The sequence below is a fragment of the Sphaerospermopsis sp. LEGE 08334 genome (assembly GCF_015207205.1).
In the GTDB taxonomy this organism is placed as follows: Bacteria; Cyanobacteriota; Cyanobacteriia; order Cyanobacteriales; family Nostocaceae; genus Sphaerospermopsis.
Genome location: NZ_JADEXH010000001.1, coordinates 43886 through 63193, shown reverse-complemented (window position 1 = coordinate 63193; position 19308 = coordinate 43886). Strand labels below are relative to the sequence as shown.

Below are 19308 nucleotides of genomic sequence, written 5' to 3'. Positions count from 1 at the left end.
AAACTATTCCCCATTCCCGCAGATAACTTATTCACCAAACCCTAAACCAAAGCTTTTAATAATGCTTGCAGTTTAAGCTGCACTTCCGCAAATTCTTTCTCAGGATCAGAACCAGCAACGATACCTGCACCTGCATAAAGTCTAGCGCGATCGCCATCAATTAATGCTGAACGAATACCCACAATAAACTCACAATTTCCCTTAGCATCTACCCATCCCAAAGGTGCAGCATATAAACCTCTTTCAAATTTTTCATAACGGCGAATTTCTACACAAGCAATATCTCTGGCTGCACCTGCAACCGCTGGTGTAGGATGTAATTGGGCAACAATTTTTAAAGGGTGGACGTTAGCAGGTACTACCGCAGTAATGGGTGTCCATAAATGTTGAATATTAGATAATTGTCGCAGACGTGGTGCTAAAATTTGGGGAAATAAACCGAGTTGTGATAAACGTTGGGTGATAAAATCAATTACTAGGTTATGTTCGTGTTTTTCTTTGGTACTATTAACTAAGTTGTTGGCATTGGCCGCATCTTCATTTGGTGTTTTACCTCTGGGTGCTGAACCTGCTAACGCATCAGTAATTAATTGCTGTTCTTGAATACTAATTAACCGTTCTGGACTCGCACCTATAAAGTTTTGTCCTTTGCCATTGCTGGTAGAAAAAACATAACAATTAGGATGGAAATGTCGCAGATTATTTAAAGATTTGAATAGGTTAAAGGAATTATATGATCTAACATCTAAGGTATCTGCTAAAACGATTTTTCTTAAATGATTGGATGCAATTTTTTCTAAAGCTGATAATACTGAATATTTAAAATTTTCAGCATTATTAATCTTGGTTTTGATAAAATTTGCTGAATAATTTTCAATGTTTGGTGATGATTTTACTAAAGATTGGAGAGTCTGAATTTTGTCCTGTAATTCCCGTAATATTGTTTGAATATTAATGTCAGCATGAATTAAATGATTCACAACTAAGGTGCAAGCAGAATTTTTGACTGCTACTTGTAATTTAGGTAGAAAAATAGTAGCAGATGAAAACGGATAATCTAAATAGTGATGCTGATCAAAAAAACTGAAGCTACAAAAAAAGTGAGTACCCGCAAAAGGTTGGTTTGTATTGCCAAAATTTATGACGTTTTTGAGACAGTCTTTGATAAATTCTTCGGTTTTGTTAAATCTGTTTTCACCACTAATGTCTAATTTGGTGATAGCATCAATGGCTACAATAGCTTCACCTTTACTTTTGTTTTCAAAGTAAAAGTTTAATGTATTTTTTTGGGCAAACTTATCTAATACAACTAAAGGATCTATGAAATCAATTGCCAGGGAAATACTCACAATTTGCTGGCTACGCTGTTCATAGCACTTTTCTTGAACTGCTAACAGTAATTGATGCAAATCTTTATATTCTATAAAGAAACTGCTGCGACATGGTGAAATTGTCATGGATGTATAAGTTAATTTTTTTTAAGTTATCTTCCTAAAGTGTAATAAGTCATGGTCGTATTTCTATAGGTAGCATATTCTGTTACCATTAACCAGCCTCAAATTTGCTGGGTTCTGGTAAAACCGAAAACACATACTCTTGAATACTGCAAAATGTCAAGTCAAGTTTTGTTAACAGGAGGTAAACCATCAATCACAAAATTAGCATTTTTTGGTAATTTAGCACCTTAAAACGTCTCACCAAACTATAAAATCTAATTGATATAGCGTTTCCCAGTCTAATGAAGTACATACCAATTTATTCACTGTTCCCTGTTCCCTGTTCCCTAAAACGAAAAAACTTTGTACCTCACTAGAATGGGAATGGCTATAAGTCAATTTTTAGTAATTTAATTTATCAAGACTGATGACTACAAATCAGATATCAATACCCAAAAATAAATTATGGATGGCTGCTATCAAACCGCCAATGTACAGTGTTGCTATTATGCCTATATGGGTAGGTTCGGCGGTAGCATTTGCAGAAACTAAGATTTTTAATGGTTTAATATTTGCAGTTTTTATGACTGCGGCAATTTTAATTTTGGCTTGGGAAAATATCAGTAATGATGTTTTTGATGCAGAAACAGGTATTGATAAAAATAAACATCATTCTTTGGTGAATTTAACTGGTAATAAGCAGTTAATGTTTTGGTTAGGTAATTTGTGTTTGGGTTCGGGTTTGTTGGGGATAATGGCGATCGCCCTTTTGCAAAAAGACCCTACTGTAATTGGTATAATCTTGCTGTGCTGCGGTTTGGGCTATATGTACCAAGGACCTCCTTTTCGTTTAGGATACCAGGGTTTTGGCGAAATTCTTTGCTTTTTTGCCTTTGGACCATTGGGAATGACAGCAGCATATTACAGTCAAACTCAAACTTGGTCAATTACTAATTTAGCAGCTTCTGTGATTGTTGGGATTGTCACCAGTTTAGTTTTATTTTGTTCACATTTTCACCAAGTCAAGGATGATATAGCTGCTGGAAAGCGATCGCCTATTGTACGGTTAGGTACAGAAAAAGGCGCACAAATCTTAGTTTGGTTTACCGCTAGTATTTATCCTTTATGTTTGTTATTAGTTGTGTTAGGAATTTTCCCCATTTGGACTTTGTTAAGTTGGCTAAGTTTACCTTTTGCGTTTAAATTATGTCGTCATGTTTTAGAAAATCATCACCTCCCAGAAAAAGTTAGTAACTCTAAATTTATTGCTGTTGCTGTACATTTTTGGAGTTGCTTATTATTTGGTACAGGATTTATGCTGGGATAATTATAAGGAGTCAGGAGGATTCATAATATAGTTATTCACGCTTTTTCAGGGGGAATGTAAAGTTTTAATTCCTCCCTTTTTAAGGGGGGTTAGGGGGGATCTAGTTTGAAATATCAATTTTCTTTTCGTAAGATTAGTCAAAAATTCACTCGTCCTGTGATTACAAATCATGGAATTTGGGAAATACGAGAAAGTGTAATTATCAGACTTGAGGATATTACAGGTAAAGTGAGTTGGGGGGAAATTGCCCCCATTTCTTGGTTTGGTTCGGAAACTTTAGAACAAGCTTTAGATTTTTGTCATCAACTACCAAGAGAAATTACATCAGAGATAATTTTTGAGATAATTTTTAAAATTCCCGATAAATTACCAGCTTGTCAATTTGGTTTTGAATCAGCACTAGAAAATTTACAAGAAAATCACGAATCTCTAAATTACCATCATCTGAATTTTAGCGGATTATTACCAGCAGGAAAAGCGGCTTTAAATCAATGGCAAAATTTATGGAAACAGGGTTATAAAACCTTTAAATGGAAAATAGGAGTTCATGATATAAGCGAAGAATTAGAGATTTTAAATTTACTGATTCATCAATTACCCGAATCAGTAAAACTGCGGTTAGATGCTAATGGTGGACTTGATGGTAATGCAGCTAAATTATGGTTAAAACAATGCGATAATTTCTCCAATAAAATTGAATTTATTGAACAACCCTTACCTGTAGATAAGTTCTCAGAAATGCTGGAATTGAGTAATTATTATAATACAAAAATTGCCTTAGATGAATCTGTAGCTACATTACAACAACTGGAAAATTGTTATAAACAAGGTTGGCGGAGTATTTTTGTCATTAAACCTGGTATAGTAGGTTCACCATCAAGGTTAAGAAAATTTTGCCAACAATATCAAATTGATGTGGTATTTTCATCTGTATTTGAAACTGCCATTGGTAGACAAGCTGCACTAAAATTAGCAGCAGAATTATCTAGCAATAATCGTGCAGTAGGTTTTGGCATCAATCACTATTTGACCCAACCACAAGCAAACTGTCCTCAAAGTTTATGGAACAACCTTTAGAATATTTAAAAAACATCAAAAATCATGATTGGTTAATTGTTGAAAATAGCCAGGAATTTTATCAAATAGCTACAGAATTATATTTAGAACTTTTAGAAATCATCGAATTATCGCAAAATACAACACCACCAAAAATAATTTTGGCTGAACGAGAAACAGTGAGATTTTTAGCCTGTTTCATTGCTGCTTGTGCTGCGAAATGTCCAGTTTTTTTATGTAACCCAGACTGGGGAAAAAATGAATGGGAACAGGTTTTTAATTTGGTACAACCAGATATAATTTGGGGAGATTGTTGTCAGTTTACTCCTAATCTAGCAATTACCAATTACCAATTACCAATTACCAATTCTATCATGATTCCTACTGGTGGTTCATCAGGAAAAATTAAATTCGCTATTCATACATGGGAAACACTAACCGCATCTGTGCAAGGGTTTACAGAGTATTTTCAGTTAAAAACAGTAAATTCTTTTTGTGTTTTACCTCTATATCATGTCAGTGGTTTGATGCAATTTATGAGAAGTTTTACCACCGGTGGTAAATTAGTTATTACCTCATTTAAAGAAATTGCATCTCAAAAAATACCAAATCTTAATCCTTCAGATTTTTTTATATCTTTAGTTCCCACTCAGTTACAAAGACTGCTGGAAAATACACAACTCACAAAATGGCTATCTCAGTTTGAAACTGTACTTTTAGGAGGTGCGCCAGCATGGGATGAACTGTTAGAAAAAGCAAGATTTTATCATATTAGGTTAGCACCTACTTATGGGATGACAGAAACAGCTTCTCAAGTTGCCACTTTGAAACCTGATGAATTTTTGCAGGGTAAAGTTAACAGTGGAAAAATTCTCCCCCATGCAGAAATTACCATTAATAATTTAACGGGAAATATTAAGATTCAAGCTAAATCTTTGGCTTTGGGTTATTATCCCGAACTTTGGGAAAATAGAGATGGTTTATTAGTAGATGATATTGGTTTTGTAGATGGAGATGGATATTTACATATTATCGGACGTAGTAGTAATAAAATTATTTCTGGGGGTGAAAATATTTATCCGATAGAAGTTGAATCAGCGATTAGAAAAACAAATATGGTAATTGATGTTTGTGTAATTGGGATACCTGATAAAAACTGGGGAGAAGCATTAACAGCTATTTATATTCCTAAACACCCAAATATTTCTATTTTAGACATTGAAACTCAACTTAAAGATAAACTTAGTAAATTTAAAATTCCTAAATATTGGATTTCCCTACCAAAATTACCTCGTAATGAACAAGGGAAAATTAACCGTCAACAACTGCAACAAATAGCACTGGATTTTCTAGCTAGATCATCTCATAATTATGAATGACGAATGATGAATTATCAATTATCAACTATCAATTATTAATTATCAACTATCAATTATCAACTATCAATTATCAATTATCAATTATCAATTATCAATTATCAATTACATAATCTCTTCCCTTGACTTTCTTCTCTCAGCACCTTCTGCGTCTCTGCGGTTCGTTTCTAACCAAGAAATCATTTCATCTGGTAATTCTTGCTTGGTTCTACTATTCACATCAATACAAACGTGGCGAGTAATTGCTTTAGCAACTATTACATCAGTTACAGTAATTTCATAAGTAATGTTAAATTTATCAATACTTAACTTTTGTGGTATTAAACTAATCATTAATTTGTCACCACAATAAATCGGACGCAAAAAATCTACATTTGCATGAACGATGGGAAAAGCAACAGATGGATGTGTAAAAAAAGTTTTGATATTTATGCCGGAATGTCTTAGTGATTCTTCGTAAGCTTCATGACAGATACTTAAAATATTAGCAAAATAAACGACTCCAGCAGCATCAGTATCGGCAAATCTTATAGTTCTTTGATATGTGAAAATCATCGTCTAAAAATCCTCTATATAAAACAAAAAACAAGGTAAATTACATTTTCTGTAAGCATTCAGCCGTCAGCTTTCAGCTATCAGCAAAACTCACATAAAACACAAATTACTGATAGCTGAATACTTACTAAGTTATTAACAATTTAATGGGATATAGATATCTTCAGAACTGGGGTTAAGATAAGGACGTTGCACATCAATTAAATGCTGTGCAAAGTGTTGGTTAATAATCTGTATACGTTCTTCAATGGCATTTTTCCCTTTTTCCCAAGCTTCTAACAAAGCATTAGCAACTATTTGACAACGGTTCATCCCAAAACTTTCTTGTGGGGCAAATTTTTGGTTTGGTTCTTCTGCTAAACTCAGTCCGGGTGCTAAATATTTGGTAAATAGGGGAATTTCTGGGTGAAAATAAGATTGATTTTCTTGGTAAACTGTCTGAAGAATTTTGTGAATGATTGGGTAATCTTGTCTTTCAAAATGAAGTGTACCAGCATCATACCGCCCATAAGCACCGGGGTTATAAAGAACTTCAAAACTAAAGGGAATATGGGCGTTATTGAGTTGTTGTGTGAGGGTATCCATGAGAGCGATCGCACCTGATGGACTAAAATTAAAATAAATTCGCCCTACTCCCAAATTAGTCTCTGATGTATTTTGGCGTTGTTGTCCTAAATTACTAACCGCCACATAACAGTTATTTTGTAAACGGTTTTTTGGCATCCAAATTGCTATTAAATCACCTACTTTTATAGACTTTTTACTTGATTTGAGATAGCATTCTGGTTCAACATATAATGTTAACCCATTTTTAGTTACTGCTAGAGTTTTATCTGGTTCTCGTCTTAATACTTCCCAATTAGAATCATAGTTACCTATACCATGATTATTTTGGTGTAATTGCTCATAAAAATCCCAATCAATCCCCAGATGATAATTTTGCTCTAAACTTTTCTGTTGTGAGTAATTACCATCTTTGGCATTGACTGATAAAACAGTTTGCAGCGAACCATTATAATAAATACCGTGAAGAAAATTCCGCAATAGTAAAGCCAGATATTTATGTTGTAAATCTGGTGAATTGTGTTTAAATCTATTCGCTACTGTTTCTGGCAGTGCAAAAGGTTGATAATTGGGATGTTGAATACAAAAGTTTGGGGCAATCTGAATATTGCTGGCAATATCAAATAAAGAATTGAGAATTTGATTAGTAGAGTTATCTAACATGAAGAAATTGCACCTCCAAATTTGAATATCAACTAAAATACTACCTAAAATACTACTAAAATATTACCTAAAATACTAACAACCACGTAGGCGAGTTTTTTCGTAATAAATCCGTAGTAGTTGTTTTTCTTTTTCAGGTTTAGCTTTGGTGTTTAATCCGGTTACAGATTGGAGAATTTCTGCTTCGGAACTGCCGAAAATAGTTAATACTGCTTGTTCAGGCATAATTAACAAACTTTTGGCAACTTCCAGCATACACAGGTGGGTATTATCAAAGTATTTTTCATACTCAATCATGTTTTGAATTTGATGAGTTAGTGCCAAACCTGTAAATTGAATCACTCGCAAAATAAAATCTCTACGGTAATCCAAAATCATGGGAAAAGCATGAAGATAGGCGTGGATAACTGCCAAAATTGAAGGTTGAATAACTTCTAAGGGAATGATTGCTAAATTGAGAGATTCTTCTAAATTTAAACTGGGATCTACTACTAAACTAGAAAGCCAAATTTTGACATAGCTTGCTAGTAAATTACCTAAATCAAAAGCTGGATCTCCCCAAGCGCAAGCTTCCCAATCAATTAATCTTACCAAGCAATTATCTAGATTTTGCCAACGGGAATGCACCAAAATATTGTTTAATTGTAAATCGTTGTGAGTTAAACAACAAGGTTTCCATTCATAAGCTAAATCGGCGATCGCTGATTCTAAACTTTCATATTTTTGATAGAGAGTATGAAATTTCAGCGCCTCTGTAGGAATATTGCCAAAAATGTCTTGATTTATTGATCCTATTCCTTGCGCTGGGTTGTAATAGTGATAGCGAAACTGTCCTTGGGGAGCAGTATCCATAAAATCACGATACTCTCGTTTTTGGAAGGTAGAACGATGTAACGCCGCTAATGTATTACCAATGGCGGTGGCAATTTCAATGGGGAAAATACTGTTATTTTCGTAAAATTTCCCCAGTTCCATATATTCGCTGAGGTAACTACGAACCAGGATAGAATTTTCTGCATCAAAATGGAGCAATAATGATGCGATCGCCGAAATATTCCCCAGCACTGGAAATTTATCCAGTAATTGATGAAACAGCCACTCATTAAAAAATTCATGGGGACTGCTATCAAAATTCCTGCATCGTTCTTGTTTAACCAGAAGTTTACGATTATCTGCCAGCTTCACCAGTAAATTCCGATTATTACCGCCACTTCCTGGTAAATCAGATTCATATAATGCGCCATCTTCTGAGCTACACAGACCTGCTTTTTGCAGATACTGGATAACATTTTGAGAAGACAGTGATAATATCATGTATTAATTTCCTAGTTGCTTAAATTGCTGAAAGAATTACTTAGGTATGCCTTTATTTTCTCTGCTTAGGATTCGGTAGATAGCTACAATAGCGCAAACATTAATAAAGATTGCTACTATCTAGTAATATCCTATTTATTTCAGGAAAACCTGCCAATATGGCAAATTTACCTTTATTTTTCCTTTAATATATACTGAAGATACCATAAAATCTTTACACTATTGATAATACTAACTCTAGTATATATAGAGTTCTCTGTTTAAATCCTGTTGATAGTAATTTTTACTAACAATTTAATAATTGCTAGTTCATATCCTTTGCTCTCAAGGAGTTTTTTTATCCATACCCTCAATGTGTCATAAAAATTACGCCTTTATTTATAATATAATTGTACTAAAATCATGCTTGCCAGGAACATTATGTTTCAAATTAAACATTAATCGCTGTTATGTGGGCTAAAATTCGCCTCTAAAGACCAAATTTACCGACTAAATTTGATCTTTGCTGACTGCTGATAGCTGAAGGCTGAATGCTTACATTTGATTCAATATGACTACTAATGTCACGATCCCAAAAATAATCATCAATCCCCCAGGCATAAATTTCCGTGTTTTAGCCAATCTAATGGAAAAGAAAAATACTAACACACCAATAACAAAAGCTGCTACACTTAAACCCCAGCTTTGTCCTTGAAGTTGGCAGTAAGCAGCAAAGATAATGAATAAGCCACTAATTATACCACTAATTAAGGAAACTTTGCTCTTGGCTTGGATGTAGCCAATGATTCCCCCTAATAATGCTAAAATGCCGTAGCCAAAAGCGGCAACTATACCTAAATTCATTGTTACAGCCTATGTTGATCTGGATTTTACTTTTAGATTGAGCAGACAAATACAGTTAATTGATGGATGATCAAGGAATGTCTACCGTAAATACTTCGTCTTACACCAAAGTTCAATTCTTCCAACGCCAAGCAGCGTCTCTTTTACTTTACCAATCAGTTCTTAAAGGCGAAGTAGCGATCGCATTTCTTGATCTGCTGCAAGCTATACGTTACACTGACGCAGATGGGCGCGACTGTCTCCAAGCTTACGGTAACTATTTTCAAGCTTTGGCAACCAGCAAACAAACCTGGGAAGAATACTTAATTCAACAAATTCTCATTGCTGACAACCCCTTTACCAGATTAGCTCAACAGCAAGAATTTACTGATTTACCACCGGCGTTAATTGCAGCAGCCCAACATGATTTACAAGCATTACAAAATTTATATGAATGTAATAGTGCTGTTTTAAGTGAATGGGTGCAAGTTGTATCTCATTTGCCAGTTTCCCCAGTCGTCTGGTATCAAGAACCCGAAGCAGTAGAAGTTGATACTGATTTAATCAGCACTTTACAACAATTAGACACTTGGGCTGATGCTGTTGAAGACTTAGCAGCTTATTATCAACAGCACGGCACTGGTTTATTTGCCCAATACCGCGCTTTTAGGTGGCAAGATGGGCAGTTTTTAGGTATACCCTATCCTGATCCAGTTAAACTAGATACATTAGTAGGTTACGATTGGCAAAAAGATGCTTTGTTAAAAAATACCCTGTTTTTATTGTCAGGACAACCAGCACTGCACGTATTACTATACGGTAGTCGCGGTTCTGGTAAGTCATCTTTAGTAAAATCTTTATTAAACGAATATAGCGACAAAAACCTGCGCTTAATCGAAGTGGCAAAATCAGAATTACAAAACTTACCAAAAATCGTTGAACATTTACGGGGAGTGCCGCAAAAATTTATTATCTTTGTCGATGATCTTTCCTTTGAGGAAGATGATGATGCTTTTAAAGCACTAAAAGTAGTTTTAGAAGGCAGCTTAACCGCTAGACCAAAAAATGTAATTGTTTATGCTACATCTAACCGTAGGCACTTAATTAGAGAGTATTTTAGTGATAGACCTACCCCCAAGGATAACGAAGAAGTTCATGCTTGGGATACAATGCAGGAAAAGCTTTCCTTTAGCGATCGCTTTGGTTTAACATTAACCTTTGAAGCCGCAGATCAAAAAACATATTTACACATTGTTCAGCATTTGGCAGCACAGGCGGGCATTAATATTAATCAAGAAGATTTAGAATTTCAAGCTTTACAATGGGCAACTCGTCATAATGGCCGTTCTGGCCGCACAGCACGGCAGTTTATTGACTTCTTAAAAGCAGATTTAGCTGTGTATGGTAATAATAAAAATAGCCTGTAATTAACTTGTAGCAGTCAGCAGTCAGCAGTCAGCTTTTGAAAACTCCTACCCTAGCAACAGCTATACTATTAAATTTTTAAATACAGCAGATTGCAGATCCATTAGGTACAGAATCTAAATTGAAACCTATACACTAAGCTAGTTTTACTCCTGACTCCTGACTCCTGACTCCTGCTGTAACACAACCTGATTTTCCAGAAGATGTGAAAAATAATGACATTAATAACTACAGATTCCCAGCAAGTCACTACGCTAAAAACAAGCAAAATGCAATCAGGAACAGTAAGTAATCGTTTGATTCTAGGTATATGTGCTTTTAGTGTGAGTTTTGGTTTAAGTCTTGTTCCCACATGGAATTTTACTCAAGCCCTAATCACTGGGATAATTACCGTACTTGCCACTTATTCAGCCGCCTTATTTGTGGATAAAAGACGCAGAAATTATGAACTGATGGTTTTAAGTTCTCTCTATAGAAAAATTAGAGAATTGGAAGGCTTAAAATATCGCATTGCCAGAGAAGTAGAACAAGTACAACAACATAAAATTCTTCTCTATACAGAATCACAGCAACTACAAAATCAAATCGCAGAATCTCGTAATCAAAGAGATAATTTACATCGAGAAATAGGTAATTTTGCAGGACAAAAGAAAAAGTTAGAACTAGAAATTAATAGCATTAAAAATGCACTAGATAACCTAGAAAACAGTACAATAGAACTGAAAAAATCCTGTTCAGAACTAACGGCAGAAAAACGTCGTTTAGAGCTAAATTGTAACGTATCCCGTTCAGAAATTAATCAACTTCAAGCCCAAATTGAAGCATTTAAGCAAGAAAAAGAAGAAATCGAAAATAACCTGATTCTCTCCAATAGACTCAAACCCCAACTAGAAGAAAAACTCTATGAACTCAGAATAGAAATTCAAGACTTAGAAAGCAAAGTCTTAACTAAAAATCAATTATTAAAAGAGACAATTAACGCCCAAGAAAATCTAGAAAATACACTGAAAGATTTACAAAATCAAAAACAAGCACAACAGGCAGAAATTAGCCAATTACAAAATCAAATTTCCTTATTACAAGATGAGCGAGACTTATTACAAAACCAAGTTTGGGAACTACTGCAAAATATAGAAACACTTAATCCAGAAACAATACCTGAAAATACCCAGGAAGATGAAATTGAATTATTTCCCTTTGATGAATTACTAGAACCTATAGAAGAAAATCTACCCTCAGAATGGAGGAATTTTTTAGAACAAATGCCAACCCATCAAATTCAGGTATTAAAAGCCATAATCGAACAAGATAATCCCCAACCAATTCTTAAACAAATTGCCGAAGAACAAATCACAATGCCTAATTTATTAATTGATGCTATCAATGAAATCGCCAATAATACTATTGGTGAATTAATTATTGAAACAGCAGAAGACAAACCGGAAATTTACCCAGAACATCTGCTCAATGTCCAAAAAATTATAGCAATTCATGAAGGTTAGATAAATAGCCCTCATTTAAAAACTAATTTTAACCATTGATTGAATAGAAAAAATGTACTTTTATGATATAATATATTATGCTTTGAATGGAAAATCAATTAATAACAAATACTAATACCAACTACATGAGCAAACAGAAAATATCAAAAAAAGTCTCCACAGCTTTAATCAATTCCCTGGGTGCTGGAGTAGTTCCCAGAACCGGACTTGAGCATATAGCTGTAGGTAGAGAAAAAGAACTAAATAGCCTCTTAAAAAATCTCAACGATATAGCAGAAGGTGTAGCTGCATTTCGGTTTATCATTGGTAACTATGGTTCAGGAAAAAGCTTCATGTTACAGATGATTCGTAACCGTGGAATGGAGCAAGGATTTGTAGTTGCTGATGTTGATTTATCCTCTGGAAGAAGACTAGCAGGAAGCAACAACGAAGGGTTAGCAACCTATCGAGAATTAATGAGTCGTTTAGCTACAAAAACCCGTCCTGATGGTGGTGCTTTAATTTCCATTTTAGAAGGATGGATTAATAAAATTCAGCAAGAAGTAGCCAAAGAAACAGGAATGCGTCCCAATGATGAGGGTTTTGATGACCAAGTAGAAAACAAAATTAGAGAAGTAATTCATTATATTGAAGACTTAGTTCATGGCTTTGATTTTGGTAGTGTCATTATTGCTTATTGGCGCAGTTATCGCTTAGATGATGAAGAATTAAAAAACGCCTCCCTACGCTGGTTAAGAGGAGAATTTAACACCAAAACAGAAGCTAGAACCGCTTTAGGAGTGCGTGTTATTATTGATGATGAAACTTGGTATGATTATATTAAATTATTAGCTAAATTCGTTGCAGAAATAGGCTATAAAGGACTGTTAATTTTAATAGATGAAGCCGTAAATTTATATCAAATATCCACTACAGTTACTCGTGAAAAAAACTATAATCGGCTATTGGGAATGTTTAACGATACTATGCAATGTAAAGCCGAAAATCTGGGGATTTTCATAGGTGGAACTACGAAATTTTTAGAAGATCCAAACAGAGGATTATTTGCTGATCAAGCATGGCGTAGACGCACAAAAGAAAGCCGATTTGTTACCCAAGCTAATGTACAAGAATATTTAGGTCCGGTGATTCGTCTGCATCCATTAACGGAAACAGAGATACTTACACTTTTGCAAAGATTAACAGAAATTCATGCCCTAAATTTTGGTTATGAACAAAGATTAAAAGAGACAGATTTAAAAGAATTTGTCCAAGAAATTATGACTCGCTTAGGTGCAGAAGCATTACTAACACCAGGGGAAATTATTAGAGATTTTATCAGTGTGTTAAACGTTCTTTATCAAAACCCAGAAATCAAGTTTTCTGAATTAATTCACGGTGATAATTTTCAACCCACAATTGTGGGTGAAGATGCTAATTTAGATGATAATGTAGCCGAATTTAGTTTATAACTGAGTAAGCATTCAGATCATCTTATGTTTACAAGATCAAAAAAGAAGTCGGGGATCTTACTGTTCACTATATGAAGAATAACACTTTTTCTAGACTTGCTCCTTTCATTCAAGAATACATTTATCTTCACAATTGGACAGAATTAAGACCAGTACAAATTGCAGCTTGTGAAGTTATATTTCAAACTGATGCTCATTTGCTCGTTGCTGCTGCCACTGCTGCGGGAAAAACAGAAGCGGCGTTTTTACCTATTTTAACTTTACTACAGGAAAAACCATCTAATACTATAGGTGTATTGTATATTAGTCCTATCAAAGCTTTAATTAATGACCAATTCCAACGCCTCAATGACTTATTAAAAACCGCAGATATTCCTGTATATTCTTGGCATGGTGATGTATCTCAAACTCGCAAAAATAAAGTTTTAAAAAATCCTCAAGGTATTCTGCAAATTACACCGGAATCTTTAGAAAGTTTATTAATCAATAAACATCAGGAATTAAGCAGATTATTTGCTGATTTACGTTTTATTATTATTGATGAAATTCACGCCTTTATGGGTTCAGAAAGAGGTTGTCAAATTCTTTGTCAATTACAAAGATTAGCCAAATTTACCAAAATTCAACCTAGACGCATTGGTTTATCCGCAACTCTCGGTGATTATTCAATGGCGGAAAAATGGTTAAGTTCAGGAACAGATAAACCAGTAATTACTCCAAATGTTGAAGCAGGAAAGCGACAAGTCAAACTAGCTTTAGAACATTTTTTTATTAATGAAGATATTGATGAATCTGATTATGAAGAATATATTTTTAATCTTACCAAATCTCGTAAATGTTTAATTTTTGCTAATAACCGAACTCAAACAGAATCTGTTATTTCTTCTTTGCGTAATATAGCACAAACAGCAGGATTTCCAGATATATATCATGTCCATCATGGTAGTATTTCTGCCAGCTTACGACAAACTGCGGAAAATGCTATGCGAGAAGCAAATACTCCTGCGGTGACAGCAGCAACTTTAACCTTAGAATTAGGTATAGATATCGGTTATTTAGAGCGAGTTATTCAGTTAGAATCACCGTTATCAGTTGCTAGTTTTTTACAAAGATTAGGACGTAGTGGAAGAAGAGGTGAAGCGGCAGATATGCGTTTTGTTTGTGCTGAAGAAAAACCATTATCAGAAGCTACTTTACCAGAACAAATTCCCTGGCAACTTTTACAATGTATCGCTATTATTCAACTTTATTTAGAAGAACGTTGGATAGAACCAATTACACCAATTAAATATCCTTTTAGTTTACTTTACCATCAAACTATGAGTATTTTAGCAGCAACGGGAGCAATTTCACCTGCTGCTTTAGCTCAACAAATTTTCAATTTATCACCTTTTGCTAATATTTCCCAAGATGATTATAAAACCTTACTTCGTTATTTAATTGATATTAATCACATTCAAAAAACTGAACATGGTAAATTAATGATTGGTTTAGCAGGGGAAAAGATAGTTAATAAATTTCAGTTTTATGCTGTGTTTGCTGACCATCAAGAATATACTGTGAAACAAGGGACAACAGAAATAGGTAGTATTGCTACACCTCCTGCTGTGGGTAATCAATTTGGGTTAGCTGGTAAGAGTTGGGAAGTGTTAGAAGTTGATTTTAAAAAGCAGGTGATTTTAGTTAAACAATTTGAGGGTAAAGCTAATGGTAAAGATAATATTTATTGGCGTGGTGGTAGTGGGAATATTCATGGGAGAATTTTACAAAGAATGCGTCAGGTTTTGTTAGAAGATACAGAATATAGTTATTTACAAAAAAATGCTCAATTGCGTTTGCAGGAAGTGAGGAAATTATCTAGAAAAGCAGGATTGGATCAAAGTAATATTATCAAATTAGATAAAAATAAATGCTGCATCTTTCCTTGGATGGGTACGGTAGGTTATCGAACTTTAGAAAGATTATTAAATTGTTTTTGTAGGGAATCTTTAGAAATTAGCAGTATTGGGGGGATAAATCCCTATTATTTGACTTTGAAATTAGGTAAGGATAAGTTTTCATCTGTTTATTCAGAAATAGTAGGTTTATGTGAACAGAGAATTACAGCAGAACATTTAGTGAGTCATGCAGAAGCACCGAAATTACAAAAATATGATCAGTTTATTCCTGATGAGTTGTTAAGAAAAGCGTTTGTTAATGATTATTTGGATATGGAGGAGATGAGGAAAGAGGTTTTAAAATGGTGATTTTGGATCAGCAAAAATTGGATAATTTAAGTTGTATATTTAGGGCGGGCAAGACTTGTACTCAGCTTGTCGAACCATGCCCAAACCACAAAATTTTGATAAAATTCTGATATGTAACATAAATTTGTTTTAACTCAGTCTATTTTGAAATGATGTATTCAAGTAATTCCACATCTACAGAAAAAACTGCTGTTGTGATTGGGGGAAGCATCGCCGGAATGTTGGCGGCTCAGGTGCTGACTCGGTATTTTGACCGTGTAATAATTGTAGAAAAGGACTTGCTAGGGTCAACTGCACAACCAGAAAAACGCCCTGGTGTTCCCCAATCTTTTCATGTTCATGCCCTACTGATACGGGGGCAACAGATTTTAGAACAATTGTTTCCTGGTATACTTGCTGAATTAGCAGAGTCAGGTACACCTTTTGTAAATTGGACAGCAGATGTTCCTTGGTTGGGTTCTAGCGGATGGTGTCCCCGTTTTCACTCTCATTTAGCTACCCACACCTGTAGCCGGAATTTGCTAGAGTGGATTATCCGCCAGCGTTTGGTGGCAAATGATCGTGTGAAATTGAGGTTAGGTACACAGGTAACTAGCTTTTTATCAAACGCGGACAAAACTCAGGTTACTGGTGTACGGATACGCACTGGTAATGAACCGGAAATAGAGATATTTGCGGATTTAGTGGTAGATGCAACTGGACGAACTTCGCGCACACCCCACTGGTTGCAAGAAATGGGCTATGAACCAACCCAGGAAACAATTGTTAATTCTTTTTTAGGCTACGCTAGTCGCTGGTATCAAATTCAATCAGATTTGCAAATAGATTGGCATTCAGTGTATATAACAGCACAACCACCAGGTACTCGTGGGGGTGTGATTTATAAAGTTGAAGGTAATCAGTGGATTGTGACACTGGTGGGTATAGGTCGAGATTATCCACCTACGGATGAGGGTGGTTTTTTGGAATTTGCTCGCAGTTTGCGATCGCCTATTATTTACGAAACCATCAAAAACGCTCAACCAATTTCACCAATTTACGTCTATAAACGCACAGAAAACTGTCTGCGTCATTATGAAAAACTGTCTCGCTTCCCAGAAAATTTAGTAGTAGTCGGTGATGCTGTTTGTAGCTTCAATCCTGTTTACGGTCAAGGTATGACTACCGCTGCTTTAGGTGCTGTAACTCTGGATGAATGTTTAAGTAAGCAAGAAAATTTAACTGGTCTATCTCGACGGTTTCAAAAACAACTTAACAAGGTAATTAGTATACCTTGGATGATTGCTACAGGTGAAGATTTCCGTTGGTCTACCACCGAGGGAGGTCAACCCAGTTTAATCAATCAAATGATGCAAAAATATTTAGAACAAGTGATGATATTACAAAGCAAAAGTGCGGCAGTTCATCAGTTGTTTTTAGAAGTAATTCACATGATCAAACCTCCCAGCGCATTTTTCCATCCCAGAATTTTCATGCAGGTTATGAGACAGGTTTTAACTGACCAGGTTCAAGGGGGAAATTTGAGTCATGGGGAGAATTTAGCAAAATCTCTACCTGCTGTTGTGGAGTAAGTTTTCAAAATTGATCATAATTTATCAGCTTTTGTGGGGTGGGCATCTTGCCCGCCTTAATTATGTGAAAATAAACTAAAAATAAACAAAAAATTCAATAATTATTAACGAGACCCCTGCTTCTCAAAGAATTAGGGTACTTGAGCAAAAGTAAAATTATATTAAAAAATTTTAAATATAAATACGTAAAAATACACAACTTTTGTAAAAATTTCCAAAAGTTATACTATTCCTACAAATAAGACCTTGATTTTCAGTTAACCTATAAATAAGAATATTCAAAATAATTAAACGCCCTATGCACAGATTATTATCTGGACCGTTGACTACAGAAAAATTAACGGTAAAAATTGCGGGTTTACCTGCATCATTACAAGGTAAAAAACTGGTGCAAATGTCAGATTTTCACTATGATGGTGTGCGCTTATCAGATAAAATGTTAGCAAGAGCGATCGCCATTACAAACCAAGCAAAACCAGACTTAATTTTATTAACCGGCGACTTCATCACCACCAGCACCGCAACCCTTGATCAACTAGCAAAATACCTGAAAAAATTGCAAAGTCGTCATGGTATTTATGCTGTACTGGGAAACCACGATTTATATTATAAAAATTCCCAAACTGAAGTTACAACCACATTAACAAATATAGGTATTCATGTTCTTTGGAATCAAATTTCCTATCCATTAGGAAAAGAATTACCAATTGTAGGACTAGCAGATTTCTATTCAAAAGAATTTAATCCTACACCAGTGATGAACCAACTAGATCCTGATACACCTTGCATAGTTTTATCCCATAACCCAGATACAGCAGAAATATTGCAAAAATGGCGCGTAGATTTGCAATTATCTGGTCATACTCACGGTGGACAAATCGTTATTCCTGGGTTGGGTCCTGTATTAATGATTCAACATAAAATTCTCAGAATAACACCCAAAATATTACAAAATTTCCTACCATTTTTCAGAAAAAAACACCCTGTATTTAATCATTGGGAATGGTCACAAGGTTTCCATAAAATAGGCAAAAATCAACTATATATTAATCGTGGTTTAGGTACTTATTTACCAGGACGTTTATTTTGTCCGCCAGAAGTGACTATCATTACTTTACAAAGTAAATAAAAATTGGCAGATCATAAAATATCTATCAGCTTTCAGCAGTCAATGTTTGAGAGGTTAAGCCAAAAATCACTATTTGATAATCTATCAATTTATCAAAAATTCTGACTCCTGACTTCTAAATTCTGACATTATTTTATTATAATTTTAAGAATTGTTAACTGTCAAAAATTAAGGTCATGAACGCAGCCGACGATAAAACAATAGTCCGCGAATACTTCAATTCTACAGGTTTTGACCGTTGGAAACGCATCTATGGAGATGGTGAGGTCAACAAAGTACAGCTAGATATCCGCACTGGACATCAACAAACCGTAGATACCGTCATCGGCTGGTTAAAAGATGATAACAATTTATCCCAGTTAACCATCTGCGATGCTGGGTGTGGTGTTGGTAGTCTCAGTATTCCCCTAGCTACTGAAGGTGCTAAGGTTTACGCCAGTGATATTTCCGCCAAAATGGTCTCAGAAGCACAGGATAGAGCTGCATTAGCTTTAAAAAATACATTCAATCCTGATTTTACAGTACAAGACTTAGAATCTTTAAATGGCAATTATCACACAGTTATTTGTTTGGATGTGCTGATTCATTACCCTCAAGAAAAAGCAGATGAAATGATTTCTCACCTGTGTTCTTTGGCACAATCACGCATAATGATTAGTTTTGCCCCGAAAACCTTCTTTCTGTCTATCCTCAAGAAAATAGGTACTTTCTTTCCTGGACCCAGTAAAACAACCCGTGCTTATTTACACCGTGAAGCAGATGTAGTGAAAATTCTGGAGAAAAATGGCTTTAAAATACAAAGAAAAGCTATGACTAGAACCCGTTTCTATTTTTCCCGCTTGTTAGAAGCTACAAGGTAAAAATTTCTTGT

At 34.9% G+C, this 19308-nt stretch carries 15 protein-coding genes; 10 read left to right on the top strand and 5 right to left on the bottom strand.

Annotated elements, in window-relative coordinates:
- Nucleotides 1–41: 41 nt before the first annotated feature.
- A complete protein-coding gene (locus IQ237_RS00315) occupies nt 42–1457 on the bottom strand; it encodes an isochorismate synthase MenF (protein WP_194051079.1) in 1416 nt (471 codons plus the stop codon).
- 406 nt (nt 1458–1863) lie between these two features.
- On the opposite strand from IQ237_RS00315, the gene menA reads away from it, so the two are divergent.
- From menA to IQ237_RS00300, 3 genes are all read left to right on the top strand, one after another.
- Nucleotides 1864–2763: a 2-carboxy-1,4-naphthoquinone phytyltransferase gene (gene menA, locus IQ237_RS00310; protein ID WP_194051077.1), complete on the top strand. Its 900-nt coding sequence runs from the start codon at nt 1864–1866 to the stop codon at nt 2761–2763.
- 105 nt (nt 2764–2868) lie between these two features.
- A complete protein-coding gene (locus IQ237_RS00305) occupies nt 2869–3840 on the top strand; it encodes an o-succinylbenzoate synthase (RefSeq protein ID WP_194051075.1) in 972 nt (323 codons plus the stop codon).
- The gene (locus IQ237_RS00300) at nt 3825–5198 is read left to right on the top strand and encodes a 2-succinylbenzoate--CoA ligase (protein WP_194051072.1); all 1374 of its coding nucleotides are present in this window, start codon (nt 3825–3827) and stop codon (nt 5196–5198) included. Before IQ237_RS00305 ends, IQ237_RS00300 begins: the two co-directional genes overlap by 16 nt.
- Nucleotides 5199–5300: 102 nt before the next feature.
- Here the strand turns inward: IQ237_RS00300 and IQ237_RS00295 are convergent, their stop codons facing one another.
- The 4 genes from IQ237_RS00295 to IQ237_RS00280 form a co-directional block, all read right to left on the bottom strand.
- The gene (locus tag IQ237_RS00295; RefSeq protein ID WP_194051070.1) at nt 5301–5750 is read right to left on the bottom strand and encodes a thioesterase family protein; all 450 of its coding nucleotides are present in this window, start codon (nt 5748–5750) and stop codon (nt 5301–5303) included.
- Between the two features lie 135 nt (nt 5751–5885).
- Nucleotides 5886–6977, bottom strand: a complete 1092-nt coding sequence (locus tag IQ237_RS00290; RefSeq protein WP_194051068.1) for a T3SS effector HopA1 family protein — start codon at nt 6975–6977, stop codon at nt 5886–5888.
- A 75-nt stretch (nt 6978–7052) separates the two neighbouring features.
- Nucleotides 7053–8291, bottom strand: coding sequence for an aminoglycoside phosphotransferase family protein (locus IQ237_RS00285; RefSeq protein WP_194051066.1), 1239 nt, complete (start codon nt 8289–8291; stop codon nt 7053–7055).
- A gap of 534 nt (nt 8292–8825) precedes the next feature.
- On the bottom strand, nt 8826–9134 hold the full coding sequence (locus tag IQ237_RS00280) for a TMEM14 family protein (protein WP_194051064.1): 309 nt from the start codon (nt 9132–9134) through the stop codon (nt 8826–8828).
- 77 nt (nt 9135–9211) lie between these two features.
- Here IQ237_RS00280 and IQ237_RS00275 point away from each other — a divergent pair, with 77 nt between their 5' ends.
- From IQ237_RS00275 to bchM, 7 genes are all read left to right on the top strand, one after another.
- The gene (locus tag IQ237_RS00275; protein ID WP_194051062.1) at nt 9212–10540 is read left to right on the top strand and encodes an ATP-binding protein; all 1329 of its coding nucleotides are present in this window, start codon (nt 9212–9214) and stop codon (nt 10538–10540) included.
- A gap of 213 nt (nt 10541–10753) precedes the next feature.
- A complete protein-coding gene (locus tag IQ237_RS00270) occupies nt 10754–12040 on the top strand; it encodes a tellurite resistance TerB C-terminal domain-containing protein (RefSeq protein WP_228019426.1) in 1287 nt (428 codons plus the stop codon).
- 125 nt (nt 12041–12165) lie between these two features.
- Entirely contained in the window at nt 12166–13491 is a 1326-nt protein-coding gene (locus IQ237_RS00265; protein WP_194051060.1) for an ATP-binding protein, read from the top strand.
- 71 nt (nt 13492–13562) lie between these two features.
- Nucleotides 13563–15737 (top strand): DEAD/DEAH box helicase, encoded by a 2175-nt coding sequence (locus IQ237_RS00260; protein WP_194051058.1) that lies wholly within the window; start codon nt 13563–13565, stop codon nt 15735–15737.
- Between the two features lie 149 nt (nt 15738–15886).
- On the top strand, nt 15887–17308 hold the full coding sequence (locus IQ237_RS00255; protein WP_309225536.1) for an FAD-dependent monooxygenase: 1422 nt from the start codon (nt 15887–15889) through the stop codon (nt 17306–17308).
- A gap of 298 nt (nt 17309–17606) precedes the next feature.
- Nucleotides 17607–18437 carry a metallophosphoesterase gene (locus IQ237_RS00250; protein WP_194051056.1) on the top strand — a complete coding sequence of 277 codons (831 nt, stop codon included), beginning with the start codon at nt 17607–17609 and terminating at the stop codon, nt 18435–18437.
- A 176-nt stretch (nt 18438–18613) separates the two neighbouring features.
- Entirely contained in the window at nt 18614–19297 is a 684-nt protein-coding gene (gene bchM, locus IQ237_RS00245; RefSeq protein ID WP_194051054.1) for a magnesium protoporphyrin IX methyltransferase, read from the top strand.
- The last annotated feature ends 11 nt before the right edge of the window (nt 19298–19308 follow it).